Origin of the sequence: Leptolinea tardivitalis (assembly GCF_001050275.1) — a bacterium.
GTDB lineage: Bacteria > Chloroflexota > Anaerolineae > Anaerolineales > Anaerolineaceae > Leptolinea > Leptolinea tardivitalis.
Genome location: NZ_BBYA01000006.1, coordinates 1 through 16,656, shown reverse-complemented (window position 1 = coordinate 16,656; position 16,656 = coordinate 1). Strand labels below are relative to the sequence as shown.

Sequence of the window (16,656 nt, the reverse complement as noted above, 5' to 3'; positions counted from 1 at the left end):
ATTAACAATGAATGAGATGGAATTATTGGAAAGCAAACTGGGCAATCTATTAAAACCACGACAGGCAAATCCTGATTTTGTGGCAGAATTGAAATCCCGGTTGACATATGAACCTGTTATCTCTGTCGAAACCAGAAAAAAATATAAAGCCATCTGGGTGATCGCTTCTGCTTTATTTGTTGGTGGTTTGGTTGTTTTTATCCTGTCTCTCTTATCAGGCCGGTCGGACAGAAAAATGATTTAGAAGAATGATCTAGGGGGAGTGACACCAAGTTTTTCCGCCAATTGGCCATCTGATGGTTCTACGAGGATGGAACCATCAGGGAATACTATGGTCGGTACACTGCGATTACCGTGATTTATCTGTTCGACTATTGACCTGGCTTCTTTATCCAGATCAATATCAATCCACTGATAGGCGATTTTATTGTCATCAAAAATCCGCCTTGCACGGCGGGTTCCACCGCACCATGAAGTTCCGTATAGTTTTATTATTTCATCCATACCGTAATTTTACTCCAATGAACACTATGACGTGGAACGGTTAAAGCTTAGTAGAACCTTGTTTCAATTTTTTATGAATGATCGGATATCTGTTTTAAGCTGTGGTCATGTACAATTGAGATATGCATTCAAAAACCTTTTCCCCCGGCCCAATTGTTTTAATGGGATCCGGTGAAACATCTCCCAGCAGCGGCGCAGCATTTGAAGAAGTGGCAAAATGTTATCCGAAGCCGCTGCGAATCGCTATACTGGAAACACCCGCCGGTTTTGAATTGAATTCACCGAAAGTAGCCGGCAGGGTGGGCGAATTTCTTCAAAACCGGCTTCAAAATTACCACCCATACATTGATATTATTCCCGCACGTCGCAAAGGTACCGTATTCAGCCCGGATAATGAGACGATATTGGAGCCGCTTTATTCGGCAAATATGATTTTCATGGGACCGGGAAGCCCTACGTATGCAACAAAACAACTTTCCGGTAGTCTGGCGTATGACATTATTCAGGCAAGACATAGAACCGGAGCAGCTCTGGTTTTAGCCAGTGCGGCCACTATCGCGATTGGCTGTCAGGCTCTCCCTGTATATGAAATATATAAAGCTGGAATGGATTTACACTGGCAACCCGGATTGAATTTTTTACATCGTTTTGGTTTGGATGTGATCATTGTGCCGCATTGGAACAATGCGGAAGGTGGCATGGAATTGGATACCAGCCATTGTTTTATGGGCGAGAAACGGTTTTCTGAGTTGCTTGAGCTGAATTTGTGTCATGGGACTGTTATTGGCATTGATGAGCATACCTCCCTATGGATAGATATTTCCTCAAATACCATAAAAGTATTTGGCAAAGGGGTTGTGCATATCAAAAATAAGGGAATAGAAAAAGAACTTCCCAGCGGTACGTCTGAATCTCTTGATATTCTTGGATTGTTCAAAATTCCAACCAACTGGCAGGATGATATTCGCCCTGATGTATGGAAGAGGCTGGAAAACTACGAATATACCGAAAATCCATCTCCTTCAGATGATGTATCTGAACTGGTGGAACGCCGCGAGATTGCCCGTAAGGCGGGTCATTTTGATGTTGCTGACCGGTTGCGTCTGGAAGTAGAGAATCTGGGGTGGCGTATTCTTGATACGCCCGATGGATCAAAACTCTCAAAGATTTAAAACAAAAGCGGTCTGCTCAGGCAGACCGCTATGTTTATGAAACACAAAATCAGGCAATCCAACCCTGTTTTTTGCAGAAATCAGTCACAACAGGAATGACGGTATATTCACCCTGGTAGGATTTGATAGCCAGATAAATGGCGTAGATGCCCAGCAAACCAGCCAGGCAGCCAGGAATGATCAAGAATGAAAGGGCAGCCATAATGACAATCAAAATACCGATTGCCAGACCCTGGACAGCTGCGTACTTGATATAGGGACGGGCTTTTTTATCTTCCATCAATAAAACGATGATGGGAACAATCGGTGTCAATAAATAGGAGAGCAATCCCCAAAGTTTATCGTCACTGGTGATGTCTCCGCCGGGAACATACGTCTGATTTGCCATCTTTTTGTCTCCTCAGTTGATGAATTAATGTTGGATTAATTTTACCCCTTTTTATCGAATTAGCAACCTTCCTTAACTTTACAGTTCACAGTCTTTCAATTTTGCATGTGTATGTTAAAATCGACCCAATGAAACCACGAATTGTTTTTATGGGTTCTCCTGAATTAGCCCGGATCATTCTGGCACGGGTGGCAGATCATTATCCAATTTATGGGGTGGTAACCCAGCCGGATAGACCGGCGGGGCGAGGCAAGGTGTTGACACCACCTCCGGTGAAAATTTTAGCCGAGAATCTTGGATGCCGCATAATGCAGCCCCAACGGCTTCGTCTGCCGGAGAATTTCGAAATACTACGATCCTGGTCGCCTGATATTATCCTGGTGGCGGCCTTTGGCCAGATATTACGGCAAAATGTGCTTGATCTCCCCCCTCTGGGATGTATCAATGTGCATGCCTCGTTACTGCCTCGCTGGCGGGGAGCAGCACCTATTCAGGCGGCTATTCTTGCCGGTGATGAACTAACCGGAGTGTCCATAATGAAGATGGATGCAGGTATTGATACCGGACCTGTTTTCACTTCACGGTCTTTGAAAATTGAGGAAGATGACGATTCTTCCACTCTGGGACAGAAACTGGCAGAGCTGGGAGGGGATTTATTGTTGGAAACACTCCCTGGTATTATGAATGGAACGGTTCAGGCTGTTGCACAGCCAGAACAGGGCGCCACATATGCTTCAATGCTTAAAAAAGAAGATGGATTGTTGAATTTCACCCTTTCGGCAAAAGATTTGTTCAACCGGGTGCGTGCTTTCCATCCCTGGCCGGGAACATATCTTCACTGGGAAAACCAGCCATTAAAAGTTATTAAAGCCAGACCGATTTCAGGGTTAAACGGTGTTCCAGGCTTAAAAACTATTTTCGAAGGATTACCTGTAGTTTTTTGTGGAAAAGATGCCCTTTGCCTTGAAGAGGTGCAGCCAGCAGGGAAGAAGCCCATGAATGGAAAGGTATTCCTCAACGGGGCGAGAAACTGGGGAAAAGGTTAATTTATTATGCGGATACTCATTTTTGGCGCCGGTGCCATTGGTACTTATATAGGTGGGAGTCTGGCATTGGCCGGGGAAGATGTCACATTCCTTGAAAGAACAGATGTGGCAAAAGAACTTACCAAATCAGGATTAAAACTCGGTTTGCCTGCCGGTGAACAAAGTGTGTCTGATCTTTGCCTTGTAACTTCTTTGGATGAAGCATTTTCCAAAGGATCGTATGATCTTTCCATACTGGCAGTAAAAAGTTTTGATACTGCCAGTGTTCTCAACATGATGAAACCGTTGCTGGATAAAATGCCGCCGGTTTTGTGCTTTCAAAACGGGGTAGAAAATGAACCGGCCATTGCAGCGATGTTGGGAGAGGATCATGTTATCCGGGGAACTGTCACAACATCGATAGGAAGGCGCGGATTGGGGAATATAAAGGTGGAGAGGTTTAGGGGTACAGGTATAGATCTTAACCATCCTCTTTCGCCATCAATAATGGAAGCCTGCAACCGGGCTGGCCTGGGTATGCTTGGGTATTCCGATGGACAGGCCATGAAATGGTCCAAAATGATGACAAACTTAATGGGCAATGCCTCCTCTGCCATTCTCAACTGGCAGCCGGGCAAAGTGTACGCCCATCCCGGAATGTTTGATCTTGAACGCCGTCAACTGTTGGAAGTTTTAAACGTCATGGCTGCCAGGAATATTCCAGTGGTAAACCTGCCGGGAACCCCTGTCAGGCTGTTGGCTATGGCCATCCGATACCTTCCTGCATTTATATGCCGCCCAATTCTTGTCAAAGCGGTTGGTGGTGGACGGGGCGCAAAGATGCCCAGTTTCCATATTGACTTGTATCAAGGCCGCGGTCAGAGTGAAGTAGACTGGTTGAATGGTGCAGTGGTACGGGCTGCAGAAAAACTCAACCTTCATGCACCTGTAAATCGACTCTTGACTGATACCTTGTTGAAGCTGACAACCGGCGAATGGAAAAAAGAGGAATTTGACAATCAACCCGAGAAGATTCTGGCTATGCTTTCTTAACGTTATGGCCGTCTTCGTTTTCGGTGTATTTCTTCTTCCATTCGAATAATTTATTCAAGGCTTCCAATGGGGAAATTGAAAGTATATCCAGCGCTTTCAACTCATCCAAAAGCGGATTAGTTTCGGGAAATAGCGCCATTTGCCGGGAGGTCGTCTCGCCGATATTCACCGCCTTACCCGAGGTGGCTTCAAGTTCACTGAGAATTTCATTGGCCCGCTGGATGACCGGTTTAGGAAGACCTGCCAGTTGACCAACATGGATGCCATAGGAGCGGTCTGTTCCACCGGGAACAATCTTATGTAGAAAAACTACGTTATTATCCACTTCTGTTACAGCCACATTGTAGTTGCGAATTCCCGGCAAAAGGTCTGCCAGTTGGGTCAACTCGTGGTAATGAGTGGCAAACAGGGTGCGGGAACGCAGACCTGGATGATTATGAATGTGTTCCACAACTGCCCAGGCAATGGAGAGCCCGTCATATGTGCTTGTACCGCGTCCAATTTCGTCCAGTACCAATAAACTTCGCGTGGTGGCATGATGAAGGATATTGGCGGTTTCCACCATTTCCACCATGAATGTTGACTGGCCTGCATGGATTTCGTCTTGTGCACCGATACGAGTGAAAATTCGGTCAACCAGACCAATGCGGGCGGATGATGCAGGAACAAATGACCCCATCTGTGCCATTAACACGATCAGGGCGACCTGACGGAGGAAAGTGCTTTTACCGCTCATATTCGGTCCGGTAATTACCCGAACCAATTCTCCCTGGTCAAATACTGTATCGTTTGGAATGAAACGATCTGAAGTCAGAGTTTTTTCCACAACAGGGTGGCGGCCGTCGATGATTTCCAATACGGGTTCCGGCGTAATTTCAGGGCACACATAATGGTTGTTGACAGCCACGTCGGCCAGTGCGGCTGTGACATCCAGCTCAGAAATGGCCTGGGCTGTTTTTAGAAGGCGGCTTGAATTGGCCGCTATATTCCGGCAGATTTCACGGAAAAGACGTCCTTCCACTTCCCGGATACGCTCTTCTGCATTGAGAACCAGGGTCTCATATTCTTTCATTTCCGGGGTAATATATCGCTCTGCGTTGACCAGAGTCTGTTTGCGTATGTATTCCTGTGGCACAACCCCGGTATTGCTGTGGGTCACTTCAATGTAATATCCAAAGACTTTGTTGTATCCAACCTTGAGATTTTTTATTCCTGTGCGTTCACGTTCAACCTGTTCCAGATTAGCGATCCATTCTCGGGCGTTACGGGAGGATTGGATGATATTATCCAGTTCGGAAGAGTAACCTGGCCGAATTACACCGGTATTTTGCAGGGTAGCCGGCGGATCATCCGCAATGGCTTCATCCAGCAATGCCAGCTCATTTGTACATGGATCAAGATGTTTAAGGATGGATTGAACAGCTTCACAGGGCGATGCCAGAATTCGAAGCAGTTCAGGAAGGGCATGCAGGTTTGCCCGAATGGCTGTTAAATCACGCGGTTGAGCTGTACCGGCCGTCACCCGGTTGACCAGACGTTCAAGGTCAGAAATGTCCTTGAGTGACTGTATGAATTCTTTACGAATAAGTCCATTATCCACGAACCATTGCACACAGGCCTGTCGGGCTTGAATGGCCGGAATATCGAGCAAGGGTTTACTCACCCAGGACCGCATCAGACGATGTCCCATAGGAGTAATGGCATGGTCGAGGACAGACAGAAGCGAGCCCTCTTCTGAGCCGCCCCGGATGGTTTCGGTTAATTCAAGATTGCGGCGGGTGGAGACATCCAACAGCATCGAGGAATCCAACTGATATGTATGGATGGAAACCAATAACTGGAGGGCTGCCGGCTGGGTATCTTGCAGATATTGAATCAGCGCGCCGGCGGCCTGAATGGCGGACTGCATACCCCGCAATCCAAAACCGTCCAATGTGGAGGTCTGTAATTGTTTTTTTAATGCTTCCATGCAACGGCCGGTCTCAAACCGCCAGTTTGGCTGGAAGGTCTTATGATACGTGATCTGGTCAGAAACAGGGCATTCCACGGGAAGAATTATTTCAGACGGTTGAAGACGGGCCAATTCAGCTCGAACCCTTGTGAAGAAATCTTGCCCGGTCCATTCGGTGGCGGCAAATTCACCCGTTGAAATATCGGCATATGCCAGACCGGCACTATCGTGTGCAATGAATAAGGAAGCCAGGTAATTGTTGCGGTCGCCTTTTAACAGGGACGGTTCGAGTAATGTACCCGGGGTTACCACACGGGTGACTTCACGAGGGAACAATCCTTTTACCGGTTGTTCACCGACCTGTTCGCAAATCGCCACATGATAGCCGCGTTCTATCAATCGTGAAAGGTAATTCTCTGCGGCATGATAGGGAATACCTGCCATAGGAATACGCATTCCCTTGGCAACATTCCGAGATGTTAAGACTATGTCCAATTCGCGCGAGGTCGTTTCGGCGTCGTTGTCAAATGTCTCGTAAAAATCCCCGAGCCGAAAAAACAAAATGGCATCGGGGTATTTCTTTTTTATGTCCAGATATTGTTGGCGGATTGGAGTTACATCGTCAGACATTCAGACTATTTCAACCGACTTTGGCGCCGCATTCTCCACAGAATTTTGCCCCGGGTTGTAATTGGGCGCCACATTGAGTGCAATGCGTATTTTTTTTGAGTGGTTCACCACAGTTGGGGCAGAATTTCGCATTGGTCGCCAGAGGAGTCTCACATTTAGGGCAGGTAGCCCGAATTGTCTCACGCCAGTTGCCTTCCGATAATTTTTTATCTTCTTCCGACATGGCGGCGTGCGCCCATATCTCTTCCACTGATCTTGATGCCTGTGCAGCTGACATTTCCACTCCCAGGTCGGGAGCACAGCCTTTGCAGAGTCCGCGTTTTTCATTCCAGCAGCTTTTTCGGCACACCCATGACTGACAGCGGGGACATTGAACAAAAGATGGTTTAATCAATTTCACGGCATTGGCAAAAGCAGAATCGCGGGCTGATTGCCAGCTGGCATTGCGTACCTGTTCGCTGATATTGGCGGCTGATCCAAATATGCCGCCAAAAATATTACTGGCTGTATTTAATGCACCTGAAATGGTTCCAGTAGCTGATGCCTGGAATGGAGTCCGATAACCTGTTCCACAGCGATCGCACTGGAATTCAAATTGAAATCCTGTATCTGTGCTTAAATCATTATAATTTCGTGTAAATTCAATCAAATCACCCATAACTACCCCTCCAACGGGAAATGATGTAAGAAATTATAACATCGGAGCCTTACGGCCTTATTCTCCAAATTCTGATATAGCGGTTTCATCGATGGTCAATTCCAAAGGTTCAAGAACGATATCTGAGAAAAGAGCGGATTGTTCGGCTTCGATGACATGTCTTTTCACCAGTTCCAACATGGCTAGAAACGTGACAACAACAGATATACGTGAAGAGTTATCCTTAACTAACTCAAAGAATGACGTACGTTCTTTTTCTCTCATAATGGATAGGATGCGTCCAATCCGTTCTCGAATGGTTATTTTGGGAGCTGCCACGACCTGATTCAGCGGTATGTTGGTTTTTCCGGCAAAAATATCCCGAGCAGCGTCCATTAGATCTTTAATTGTAAGTCCGGTAAGATCGAGCCGTGGTTCAATCTTTGGAATTTGAGCGATATGCAGGTATGTGTGGAGGCCCTTTTCTTCCCGTTCGGAAAGAAACAGGGATGCCTCTTTGAACTTCTTATACTCAATCAACTGTCTGGCAAGGGCTTCTCCGGGATCTTCTTCTTCGACCTCAATTGCGGGAGGCTTGGGAAGAAGAGCGGCGGATTTAATTTGGATCAACTTGGCGGCGATAACCAGAAATTCGGAAATATCGGCAGCACGGATGCCTTCCAGATTCTGGATGTATGTCAAATATTGATCTGTCACCTGGGCAAGGGCCAGACGGGTGATATCCAATTCTGCCTTTTCAATTAAAGACAATAACAGGTCAAGGGGGCCTTCATATACCGGTGTATTCACCCGATAGGGAGAGGAATTTGAGGCTTCAGAAAGCATTCTCTTATTATAGCAAAGGTAGAAGCGCAACAGGCGACATATTGCGTATAGACAATTAATCAAGTCCATTACGATGGATTCATTCGTTGGGAGTCTTAAGCTCGATACAAATTATCCACAGTTGAACCCTGTATAATTAGGGACAGGAGAAACCGGTATGCCTGCCATTCGATGTGAATCTTGTGGATATCCATTTCCGGAAGATCGAATACCGCATCAGTGTGATCAATGTGGTGGATTCTATGACTTTGATTCTGAACCGGTCTACCATGACGAGGAGATTCAAAATTCTCTACCGGGAATCTGGAAATATCAACATTCATTTTCGCTGGCGAATGATGCCCCTGTATGTTTTCTCGGAGAAGGGGATACACCGCTTGTCTGGAATAATGACCGGCAAATAGGATTTAAGTTGGAGAGTATGAATCCAACCGGATCTTATAAAGACCGCGGAACAGCTGTATTGGTCAGCCAGTTAACCTCAAGGGGTGTAACCAGAGCGGTAGAAGATTCGAGTGGAAATGCCGGAGCATCTTTTGCCGCCTATTGTGCTCGGGCGGGAATTAATGGACGAGTTTTTGTTCCAGAGACGGCTTCAGGACCCAAGCGGCGTCAGATTGAACAATATGGAGCTGAGCTTGTTTCCGTGCCTGGTCCGCGTTCTGAAGCTGCCCGGGCAGTATTGGAAGCGGTAAAAGATGGTCAAACATATGCCAGTCATGCCTTTCTTCCTTTCGGTATACCGGGCGTTGCCACAATTGCCTATGAATTATTTGAACAGACTAACGGTCAGATTGGCACAGTGATCGCACCGGCCGGTCATGGAGCGTTGATTCTTGGTGTGATACGAGGATTCAAAGCGTTGGTCTATGCCGGAAAAATGACTCGTCTGCCATATTTCGTAGGTGTTCAAGCCAGGAATTGCTCTCCTATGAATGCAGCCTTCCAATACGGAATGGAAAAAATGCAAGATACCCCTGAAGGGCAGACTATTGCCGAAGGCGTCCGTGTTCAAAAACCTGTCCGGGTACGTGCCATACTTAAAGAACTGTCTGGAGGAAAAGGTGAAATTGTTGCCATTCCAGAAGAAGAGATTTTACCTGGCTGTACACAATTAGCTCATCTGGGTATCTATGCAGAGCCAACCTCTGCACTTGTCTGGGCGGCATTAAGTCATGTTAAAAAAGAAATTCCCCGACCCATTATTCTCATAATTTCTGGGAACGGGTTAAAATACTATCCAACTTGATTAAGAACTGATGGGCCGCAATCTACCTGACGTATTCAAGTGAGGTGGCTTGCGCTCCTTTAGTTCGGGAGGATGATTTGGATAACGCGGTATACCCGAACATACAAGAATCACCGGAAGAATTATCCAGACGGCTGAACCTGCCATTTAAGAACTGGTTGCTGCTAAGCCGGGCTTTGACTCACAGGTCATATTTGAATGAACATAGCGATGCCCTGGAAGATAATGAAAGGCTTGAATTCCTGGGTGATGCTGTGATGGATTTCATTGTTGGTGCCTGGCTTTACAATCGATATCCAGAAATGGCAGAAGGTGATCTAACCCGTATGCGGTCAGCGCTGGTACATACCGAACGGTTTGCTGAATTTGCCCGTCAATTACACCTGGGAAATGCCATGCGTTTAGGGCGGGGAGAAGCTCAGGGAGGTGGACGTGACCGGGATGCCTTGTTATGCGATACATTTGAAGCCATAATAGGCGCGTTATACCTTGATTGCGGTATTGAAGCTGTAAAAACATTCACTGCCACACTCCTGGAAACCGCATCAGAAGATATATTGATCCATCATAAGAATGAAGACCCCAAGAGTCTGTTTCAGGAATGGGCTCAATCACAGGGATTCCAGGCTCCGATCTATGTGACCCGTAACTCAAGCGGACCGGATCATTCCAAAATCTTTGAAGTCGATGTCATTGTCAATGGGGAAATCTATGGTTCAGGAACCGGACATAGTAAACAGGCTGCTGCCAAGGCGGCTGCCTCGAAAGCTCTTGGTCAAATTGGACTGGTAGATAGAATTCAAATTAATGAAGGGTAACAGTGATCCATGCCACCACGACTGAAATCACTGGAATTGCACGGGTATAAGACCTTTGCGAGCCAGGTTCTTTTCGAATTCCCCGGTGTTGTGACCGCCATTGTTGGTCCGAATGGTTCCGGGAAATCCAATATTGCCGACTCTTTACGCTGGGTTCTGGGAGAACAGGCATTCAGCCTGTTGCGCGGACGGAAAACAGAGGATATGATCTTTTCCGGTTCGGAACAGCGTTCCCGTGCCGGTATGGCATCTGCCACAATTACATTCAACAATGAAGACGGCTGGCTTCCGATTGATTATTCAGAAGTATCCATAACCCGCCGGGCGTATCGAGACGGTCAAAATGAATATTTGTTAAATGGCCAGAAAGTACGATTAAAGGAAATATCAGAATTACTGGCATTATCCGGTCTGGCTGAACGCACGTATACGATCATAGGTCAGGGCCTGGTGGATGCAGCCCTGTCCTTAAAGCCAGAAGAACGCCGCCGATTTTTTGAAGAAGCTGCGGGTATAGGGCTTTATAGGGGCAGACGGGAAGAAGCCTTATCGAGATTGGAAGCGACACGCCGTAATCTTGTGCGCGTGCAAGATATTGTCAGTGAACTAGAGCCGAGATTGGCTTCACTGGAACGGCAAGCCCGCCGTGCATTGGAATATGAACAAATTAAAGACGATCTGCGCCTGCTTTTGAGAGATTGGTACGGATATCACTGGAATCTGACGCAAAAAAGTGTACGCAGAGACCACGATGTGTTACGGTCCTATGAAGCCAATTTGGAGAAGAACCGTGACACTCTGAATGAATTTGATATCGTATTGAATCAAAAGAAACAACGACTAACGGATGTCCGCCGGCAGCTGTCTGACTGGCACAGTCAGCTGGCCGCCCTGCACAGTAAAGAAGAAGGTTTACTGCGGGAAGTTGCCGTTAAACAGGAGCGGAAACGCTCCCTGATGGAAAGGGAGCTTTCTCTTCAAAATGATCTGGCGAAACGGGAGGAAGAAATTGCTTCCCGCCGACGCAGTCTTCAAGAAATGACGGATGAAGTGGAACGGCTTCAGATGGAACTGGATGATGCCCAGTCTCAATCTGAACAGGTGACCAGTCAACTGGAAAAATTGCAGGGTGAACGTCAGAAATGCGAAGAAGAGGTTCGTGTCACTCGCCGAAAAATGGTGGAAATTGAAACGACGAATGTCAAGCTTCAGGCTCACCGGAATGAGATTATTTCACGCACAGAATCGCTGAAAACCAGTTTGAGTGGTTTTGAATCTGGTATCACTGATGAAGAGAAAAAGCTGGAAGAATTGAAGCAGGCTGAAAAAACGACCCGGCTTGAGCGCGAAAAAGCAGAAGATGATCTTCAAAGTTTGAACGAACAGGTAACTGCTACTCGGAAGAAAATCACAGAATATGAGGCTTCCCGGCGTGAAAAACAGGAAGCATTAAATAAGGTAGAAAGCCGCCGTGCGCAATTAAATGGACAGTTGAAAGCATTAATTGAAGCAGAGAATGCCTTCAGCGGTTTGGCAGGCGGCGCCAAGGCTGTTTTACAGCAAGCCAGAAACGGCCATCTCAAAGGTAAATATTCGGCATTGACCAGTCTGCTGGAAGTGCCAAAAGAATATGAACAGGCTATCGCGGCGGTACTGGGAGAATTTCTCGATGCCATTTATCTGGCAGATGATACCGACGAAGACCAGGCGGTCAGCTGGCTGGGAACCAGTGATCAGGGACGGGCTGCATTGTTGCCTGTTTCGGCACTGGTAGATTCACAGCCGAAGAGTACACTTTCTTCCAAAGAGGGCGTGATCGGGCTCGCCAGTGATTTGGTGAAAGCTCCTGCCGAATTGAAAAAAGTAATACAGGCTGCTCTTGGGAATGCCTGGGTAGTGAAAGACCGGGATGTAGCCCGCAGGATTGCCCGCAGCAAGGGAAATTCTGCCCGTGCGGTTACACTCAATGGTGAGGTGTTTTTAAGTAATGGAGCTGTCATAGCCGGTCGTGAAGGTCGCGGCAGTATGATCAGCCGCCCCCGTGAAAGAAAAGAATTGGAGACGGTCATTGCCCAGGTTGAAGAAGACCTGAATACAATTGATGAAGAAATTTCCAGAATTGATGGGGATCTGAAAGCCCTGCATGAAGAAGAAACCCGGCTGCAAAAATCCCGCCAGCAGGTAGAAGAAATTGCCCGCCGATTGGAACAAAAAGCACAGAAGGTGGTTTTAGACCTCAATCAACTCAATCAACAGGTTAACTGGAAAAAACAACAGATCGAACAGCAGAAAAAACAAATCGAATCTGCCAATGATGAGGTCTTAAAGCTGGATGATGCAATCGCCGCGAACCAGAAATCCATCCAGGAAATCACGGCGCAATTAAAGGAAAAGAATATTGCATTGGCAAAACTCAGCCTGGATGAAATCCAGAGCCAGGTTTTCCACTGGAATACCACAGTGGCTGTATCGCGGAAAGCCAGGCAGGAAGCCGAACGAAGGTTGGCCGATCAACGCGCGACTATTGACAGGACCACGCAACAGGTAGAAGATCTGAAAACCCAGATAAAGAGTTTGATGGATGAGCGAACTCAAATCGATTTTGAGATTGGTCGCCAAAGCGAAGCGATTGATGAAATTAACAAACAGACAGACCTGCTGGATGAGAAAATTTCCCCGGCTGAAAAAGATCTGGCCCGGTTGGATCGTGAATACAATGATCTGCAGACTGACCTGATTGCTGCACAACAAAAGGTAACGACGGCTGAGCGTTCTGTTGCTCAGGCCAAACTCGAATACGCCCGCAGTAAAGACGCCGTGGACAACCTGCGGAAAAAAATTGAAGAAGACATGGGGCTGGTCATTCTGGAATATTCGGAAGACACGGCTGCACAATCACCACTACCATTGGATGGGTGGGTGGAACAACTGCCAAATATCACCGAAATTCCACCCGAAATGGAAGAAAGCATCAATCGGCAAAAAGCTCATCTAAGGCGCATGGGAGCCGTCAACCCTGAAGCCCAGGCAGAATATCAATCGGTGGTTGAACGTTATGAATACCTGAAAACCCAGGTAGATGACCTGAAAAAAGCTGACGAAGACCTTTGCAAGATCATCCAGGAGCTGGATGAGGTGATGGAACGGGATTTTAAACAAACCTTCCAAAAAGTGGCTGTTGAATTTGAAAGGATGTTCACCCGGCTGTTTGGCGGTGGGAGCGCGAAACTGATCCTGACTGATGAAACAAATTTCACTGAAACAGGTATCGATATTGAAGCCCGTCTGCCAGGACGAAGAGAACAGGGATTGTCACTGCTATCGGGTGGAGAGCGCAGTCTGACGGCAGTAGCGCTGGTTTTTTCATTGTTAAAAGTATCACCGACTCCATTCTGTGTTTTGGATGAAGTTGATGCCATGCTGGATGAAGCCAATGTTGGACGTTACCGCGACCTTTTGCGGGAACTGGCCAACCAGACACAGTTCCTTGTGATCACCCATAACCGTAATACCGTACAGGCAGCAGATGTGATTTATGGCATTACCATGGGACGAGATTCTGCCAGTCAGGTGATCAGTTTGAAGCTTGATGATATCCCGCTAGACATGATGAAATAGATAAAAAAACCGCCGGATTTCCGGCGGTTTTTTTGTGAATTGGTCAAAACATTACTGAGCAGAAGCGGTCTGTGTGAGGGACGGCTCAGTGGGAACAATGCCAGTGATATCGTTCTTTTTGACACCGATTTCTGCCTGCACCTTTGTCAACCATTCTTCAAATGCGGTGTTTTGTTTATCCGCCAGTTCAGCACTCGTCAACTCACGTTCTTCGTGACCAAGAACCTGGATGATGTGATAACCAAAGGATGACTTCACCGGTTGGCTGATTTCACCGATCTTCATGGCAAATGCTGCATCAGAGAATTCTTTGACCATTTTCTCTTTGCCAAACCATCCGAGGTCTCCACCGGTATCTTTGTTACTGGTATCTTTTGAAACCTCGGCTGCAATAGAAGCCCAATTTTCACCCTTCTGTAAACGAGCCAGAACATCTTTAGCCGCCTGTTCATCGCTAACCAGAATATGGCGAGCCCAAACCTGATCTTCTTTTGCTGCAACATCAGCTGTGATCTTTTCAGATAGCTTCTTGCGAAGCAAGCTGATGCGGAAGGCATCACGGAATTCGGATTCAGGGAAATCAACCGCTTTCATACCAGTCAAGAAATCTTGATATTGTTTCTTGAATCCATCAATGGTGTATGGAGTTGAAGTGGGCAGCGGTGTACTTTCAACGGTTGGAGTGGGAGACACTGCTGCGGGAGTCTCTGTGGGAACTTCGGTTGCCGTGGGGGACATCGTGGCTGTCGGTGTGATGGTAATGATAGCCAGCTGTGCTGCAGATAATGTGGATGTTGGAGCCATGGCACGGGTTGCGGCGGGAGTGGGGGTGCCATTAGCGTAGAAACCAAAGGCTTGTTGAATGGCATCTTCCACTTCTTTATCCGTCACAGTGATACCCTGTTTGGCGGCTTCCTGTTCCACGACACGTTCATCAATGATGGCAGCCAGAACACTCTCGCCCAGGTTCGTGGGATTATCCAATTGAGATTGGATCTGATTTAATGAATTCTGGAAATAGCTGCCATTTCCACTTGATAAACCACCGAACATTTCAGCCATCTGCATGGTTCGGTTGTACTGTTGGATCAACTGCCAGCGGGCATAACGAACCCGACCCTGGAATTCACCCTGGGTAATTTTGTCATTACCCACAGTAGCAACTGTCTTTTGTTTCTGGAAAAAGGTCTGGTCAAGGATCCCATAAATGATCAGTCCAACCACCAGAAGCAGAGCAACCGTCACGCCGGTGATCAGGTATTTGCGTTGAATCTTTTCACGTTCCAAACGTGCAAGATGCTTTTTTGAAACGACTTTTTTTGATTCTTCTTCCGTCATAGGAGACCTCAATATTAAAAACCTTGGGGCACAGGCATAGGTATCCTGTGCCCCTTCATAAGCTTTATGGAAAAAGGCGTTAGTCGGTGGGGCGTTCGCTTACGAAAGGCAACAGAGCGATATGGCGTGCGCGTTTTACAGCGCTGGCCAGTTCGCGCTGATGGCGGGCACAGGTGCCTGTCTGGCGACGAGGGCGGATTTTGCCTTCTTCGGTGACAAACCGGCGCATCATGTCGCTGGATTTGTAATCAATTTTGATATTTTTATCGGCGCAAAACTGACAAATTTTTGGCCGGGCTACATAACGACGTCCACCGTAACCACCGGAAGACTGCTCGTTTTCTACAGATAGTTCTTCAGCCATTGTTATACTCCATCAATATGGAAATTCATCTTCCATTTCATCTGTGGCGAGGAACTCGCCGTTCATGTTGGTTCCGAAGGTTTCTTTGCGTTCACCCAGAATCATCATTTCACTGGCCACAATTTCAACACTGGTATGCCGGATATTTTCGGCGTCTTCCCAACGTCTGGATTGAAGGCGGCCTTCGATGTAGACCTGAAGCCCTTTGTTTAAGTACTGTTTGCAGACTTCCGCCAGGCTTCCCCAGGTGACCACATTGAACCATTCTGTTTCTGCATGATGTTCGCCGTCTGCACTATTCCAGGATCGATTGGTGGCAACTGTGAATGTAGTTACAGGCCGTCCGGAAGGTGTGTATCGCATCTCCGGTTCACGGCCTACATGACCAATGATCATGACTTTATTCAGACCTCGACTCATGGCATTCCTCGTCAATTTATCCTGATTAAAGATCAGGTATTTCAGTCAACCAGTGTGATCAGGAAGCGCATCAGCGGTTCATGGAACCGTAAATTGCGTTCCAATGTGCTGGTGAATGCGGGTTCCATCTGGGCATAGATCACAGCATACTGACCTTCGCGGGTTTTGCGGATCATGTAGGCCATGCGGCGTTTGCCCCAAACATCTACTTTGGTGATTGATCCACCAGATTCGGTGATCCAACCTTTTACTTTCTCGATGGCGGCAGATAAAGCGGCCTCATCCAGATCAGGCTGGAAGATGGTGACTACCTCGTAATTACGCATTTCTAGGAATTCCTCCTTTCCACGGGATTGCCCCCAGAAGACACCGTAGGTGAACCTGAGAGCGGAAAGATGCAGAGTTGAGCTGCAATCGAACAATTATTTTACTACATAATTGATAATTTTGACAGGCATATTATATCTGCGCATTGCCTCAAATTAAAAGTAACTTTAGGAGAAACGTTGCCTCACAATAGATGTTACCTTGGGCAGAGAATAGAGAGCTGCCGAGGGAGCTATGATGAGTCAACAAAGCAAGCGAGAATTAGTAGAAACCATCCGACCCCGCTATCAAAAAGGGAACAAAACAGAAAAAGCAA

The 16,656-nt window shown here is 47.0% G+C and carries 16 protein-coding genes; 7 read left to right on the top strand and 9 right to left on the bottom strand.

Annotation, left to right across the window (positions count from 1 at the left end; all coding sequences use genetic code 11):
* The first annotated feature begins 7 nt into the window (after positions 1-7).
* The gene (locus LTAR_RS03890; RefSeq protein WP_062420863.1) at positions 8-244 is read left to right on the top strand and encodes a hypothetical protein; all 237 of its coding nucleotides are present in this window, start codon (positions 8-10) and stop codon (positions 242-244) included.
* On the opposite strand, the gene LTAR_RS03885 is transcribed toward LTAR_RS03890, so the two are convergent.
* Entirely contained in the window at positions 241-504 is a 264-nt protein-coding gene (locus tag LTAR_RS03885; RefSeq protein WP_062420862.1) for a glutaredoxin domain-containing protein, read from the bottom strand. The two genes, LTAR_RS03890 and LTAR_RS03885, sit on opposite strands and share 4 nt — an antisense overlap.
* Positions 505-626: 122 nt before the next feature.
* Between LTAR_RS03885 and LTAR_RS03880 the strand changes: the two genes are divergently transcribed.
* Complete coding sequence (locus LTAR_RS03880) at positions 627-1,676, top strand: type 1 glutamine amidotransferase family protein (protein WP_062420861.1); 1,050 nt, start codon at positions 627-629, stop codon at positions 1,674-1,676.
* A gap of 49 nt (positions 1,677-1,725) precedes the next feature.
* On the opposite strand, the gene LTAR_RS03875 is transcribed toward LTAR_RS03880, so the two are convergent.
* Positions 1,726-2,064 (bottom strand): DUF4870 domain-containing protein, encoded by a 339-nt coding sequence (locus tag LTAR_RS03875; protein ID WP_062420860.1) that lies wholly within the window; start codon positions 2,062-2,064, stop codon positions 1,726-1,728.
* A gap of 128 nt (positions 2,065-2,192) precedes the next feature.
* On the opposite strand from LTAR_RS03875, the gene fmt reads away from it, so the two are divergent.
* Positions 2,193-3,110: a methionyl-tRNA formyltransferase gene (gene fmt, locus LTAR_RS03870; RefSeq protein WP_062420859.1), complete on the top strand. Its 918-nt coding sequence runs from the start codon at positions 2,193-2,195 to the stop codon at positions 3,108-3,110.
* A 6-nt stretch (positions 3,111-3,116) separates the two neighbouring features.
* Entirely contained in the window at positions 3,117-4,142 is a 1,026-nt protein-coding gene (locus tag LTAR_RS03865) for a ketopantoate reductase family protein (protein ID WP_062420858.1), read from the top strand.
* Here the strand turns inward: LTAR_RS03865 and mutS are convergent.
* Genes mutS through LTAR_RS03850 form a run of 3 tightly spaced genes read right to left on the bottom strand, consistent with a single transcriptional unit; the run spans position 4,129 to position 8,206 of the window.
* Entirely contained in the window at positions 4,129-6,723 is a 2,595-nt protein-coding gene (gene mutS, locus LTAR_RS03860; protein ID WP_062420857.1) for a DNA mismatch repair protein MutS, read from the bottom strand. The two genes, LTAR_RS03865 and mutS, sit on opposite strands and share 14 nt — an antisense overlap.
* Before the next feature lie 10 nt (positions 6,724-6,733).
* Positions 6,734-7,381 carry a zinc ribbon domain-containing protein gene (locus LTAR_RS03855; RefSeq protein WP_062420856.1) on the bottom strand — a complete coding sequence of 216 codons (648 nt, stop codon included), beginning with the start codon at positions 7,379-7,381 and terminating at the stop codon, positions 6,734-6,736.
* Between the two features lie 57 nt (positions 7,382-7,438).
* Positions 7,439-8,206 carry a segregation and condensation protein A gene (locus LTAR_RS03850; protein WP_062420855.1) on the bottom strand — a complete coding sequence of 256 codons (768 nt, stop codon included), beginning with the start codon at positions 8,204-8,206 and terminating at the stop codon, positions 7,439-7,441.
* 157 nt (positions 8,207-8,363) lie between these two features.
* Between LTAR_RS03850 and LTAR_RS03845 the strand changes: the two genes are divergently transcribed.
* The 3 genes from LTAR_RS03845 (at position 8,364) to smc (ending at position 13,891) form a co-directional block, all read left to right on the top strand.
* Complete coding sequence (locus LTAR_RS03845) at positions 8,364-9,455, top strand: pyridoxal-phosphate dependent enzyme (protein WP_062420854.1); 1,092 nt, start codon at positions 8,364-8,366, stop codon at positions 9,453-9,455.
* A gap of 77 nt (positions 9,456-9,532) precedes the next feature.
* Entirely contained in the window at positions 9,533-10,273 is a 741-nt protein-coding gene (gene rnc, locus LTAR_RS03840; RefSeq protein ID WP_201775933.1) for a ribonuclease III, read from the top strand.
* A 9-nt stretch (positions 10,274-10,282) separates the two neighbouring features.
* Complete coding sequence (smc, locus tag LTAR_RS03835) at positions 10,283-13,891, top strand: chromosome segregation protein SMC (protein WP_062420853.1); 3,609 nt, start codon at positions 10,283-10,285, stop codon at positions 13,889-13,891.
* Between the two features lie 51 nt (positions 13,892-13,942).
* Here the strand turns inward: smc and LTAR_RS03830 are convergent, their stop codons facing one another.
* From LTAR_RS03830 to rpsF, 4 genes are all read right to left on the bottom strand, one after another.
* Positions 13,943-15,229 (bottom strand): peptidylprolyl isomerase, encoded by a 1,287-nt coding sequence (locus LTAR_RS03830; RefSeq protein WP_062420852.1) that lies wholly within the window; start codon positions 15,227-15,229, stop codon positions 13,943-13,945.
* A gap of 79 nt (positions 15,230-15,308) precedes the next feature.
* On the bottom strand, positions 15,309-15,593 hold the full coding sequence (gene rpsR / locus LTAR_RS03825) for a 30S ribosomal protein S18 (protein WP_062420851.1): 285 nt from the start codon (positions 15,591-15,593) through the stop codon (positions 15,309-15,311).
* A 12-nt stretch (positions 15,594-15,605) separates the two neighbouring features.
* Positions 15,606-16,013 (bottom strand): single-stranded DNA-binding protein, encoded by a 408-nt coding sequence (locus LTAR_RS03820; protein ID WP_062420850.1) that lies wholly within the window; start codon positions 16,011-16,013, stop codon positions 15,606-15,608.
* A gap of 41 nt (positions 16,014-16,054) precedes the next feature.
* Positions 16,055-16,339, bottom strand: a complete 285-nt coding sequence (gene rpsF, locus LTAR_RS03815; protein WP_062420849.1) for a 30S ribosomal protein S6 — start codon at positions 16,337-16,339, stop codon at positions 16,055-16,057.
* Positions 16,340-16,656 lie beyond the last annotated feature (317 nt).

Excerpts from the sequence above, each read along its gene's own strand:
- rpsR (WP_062420851.1), bottom strand. The coding sequence starts at position 15,593 with ATGGCTGAAGAACTATCTGTAGAAAACGAGCAGTCTTCCGGTGGTTAC.
- mutS (WP_062420857.1), bottom strand. The coding sequence starts at position 6,723 with ATGTCTGACGATGTAACTCCAATCCGCCAACAATATCTGGACATAAAA.
- LTAR_RS03830 (WP_062420852.1), bottom strand. The coding sequence starts at position 15,229 with ATGACGGAAGAAGAATCAAAAAAAGTCGTTTCAAAAAAGCATCTTGCA.
- LTAR_RS03875 (WP_062420860.1), bottom strand. The coding sequence starts at position 2,064 with ATGGCAAATCAGACGTATGTTCCCGGCGGAGACATCACCAGTGACGAT.
- LTAR_RS03820 (WP_062420850.1), bottom strand. The coding sequence starts at position 16,013 with ATGAGTCGAGGTCTGAATAAAGTCATGATCATTGGTCATGTAGGCCGT.
- LTAR_RS03885 (WP_062420862.1), bottom strand. The coding sequence starts at position 504 with ATGGATGAAATAATAAAACTATACGGAACTTCATGGTGCGGTGGAACC.
- LTAR_RS03890 (WP_062420863.1), top strand. The coding sequence starts at position 8 with ATGAATGAGATGGAATTATTGGAAAGCAAACTGGGCAATCTATTAAAA.
- smc (WP_062420853.1), top strand. The coding sequence starts at position 10,283 with ATGCCACCACGACTGAAATCACTGGAATTGCACGGGTATAAGACCTTT.
- LTAR_RS03880 (WP_062420861.1), top strand. The coding sequence starts at position 627 with ATGCATTCAAAAACCTTTTCCCCCGGCCCAATTGTTTTAATGGGATCC.
- LTAR_RS03865 (WP_062420858.1), top strand. The coding sequence starts at position 3,117 with ATGCGGATACTCATTTTTGGCGCCGGTGCCATTGGTACTTATATAGGT.
- rpsF (WP_062420849.1), bottom strand. The coding sequence starts at position 16,339 with ATGCGTAATTACGAGGTAGTCACCATCTTCCAGCCTGATCTGGATGAG.
- fmt (WP_062420859.1), top strand. The coding sequence starts at position 2,193 with ATGAAACCACGAATTGTTTTTATGGGTTCTCCTGAATTAGCCCGGATC.
- LTAR_RS03845 (WP_062420854.1), top strand. The coding sequence starts at position 8,364 with ATGCCTGCCATTCGATGTGAATCTTGTGGATATCCATTTCCGGAAGAT.
- LTAR_RS03850 (WP_062420855.1), bottom strand. The coding sequence starts at position 8,206 with ATGCTTTCTGAAGCCTCAAATTCCTCTCCCTATCGGGTGAATACACCG.
- LTAR_RS03855 (WP_062420856.1), bottom strand. The coding sequence starts at position 7,381 with ATGGGTGATTTGATTGAATTTACACGAAATTATAATGATTTAAGCACA.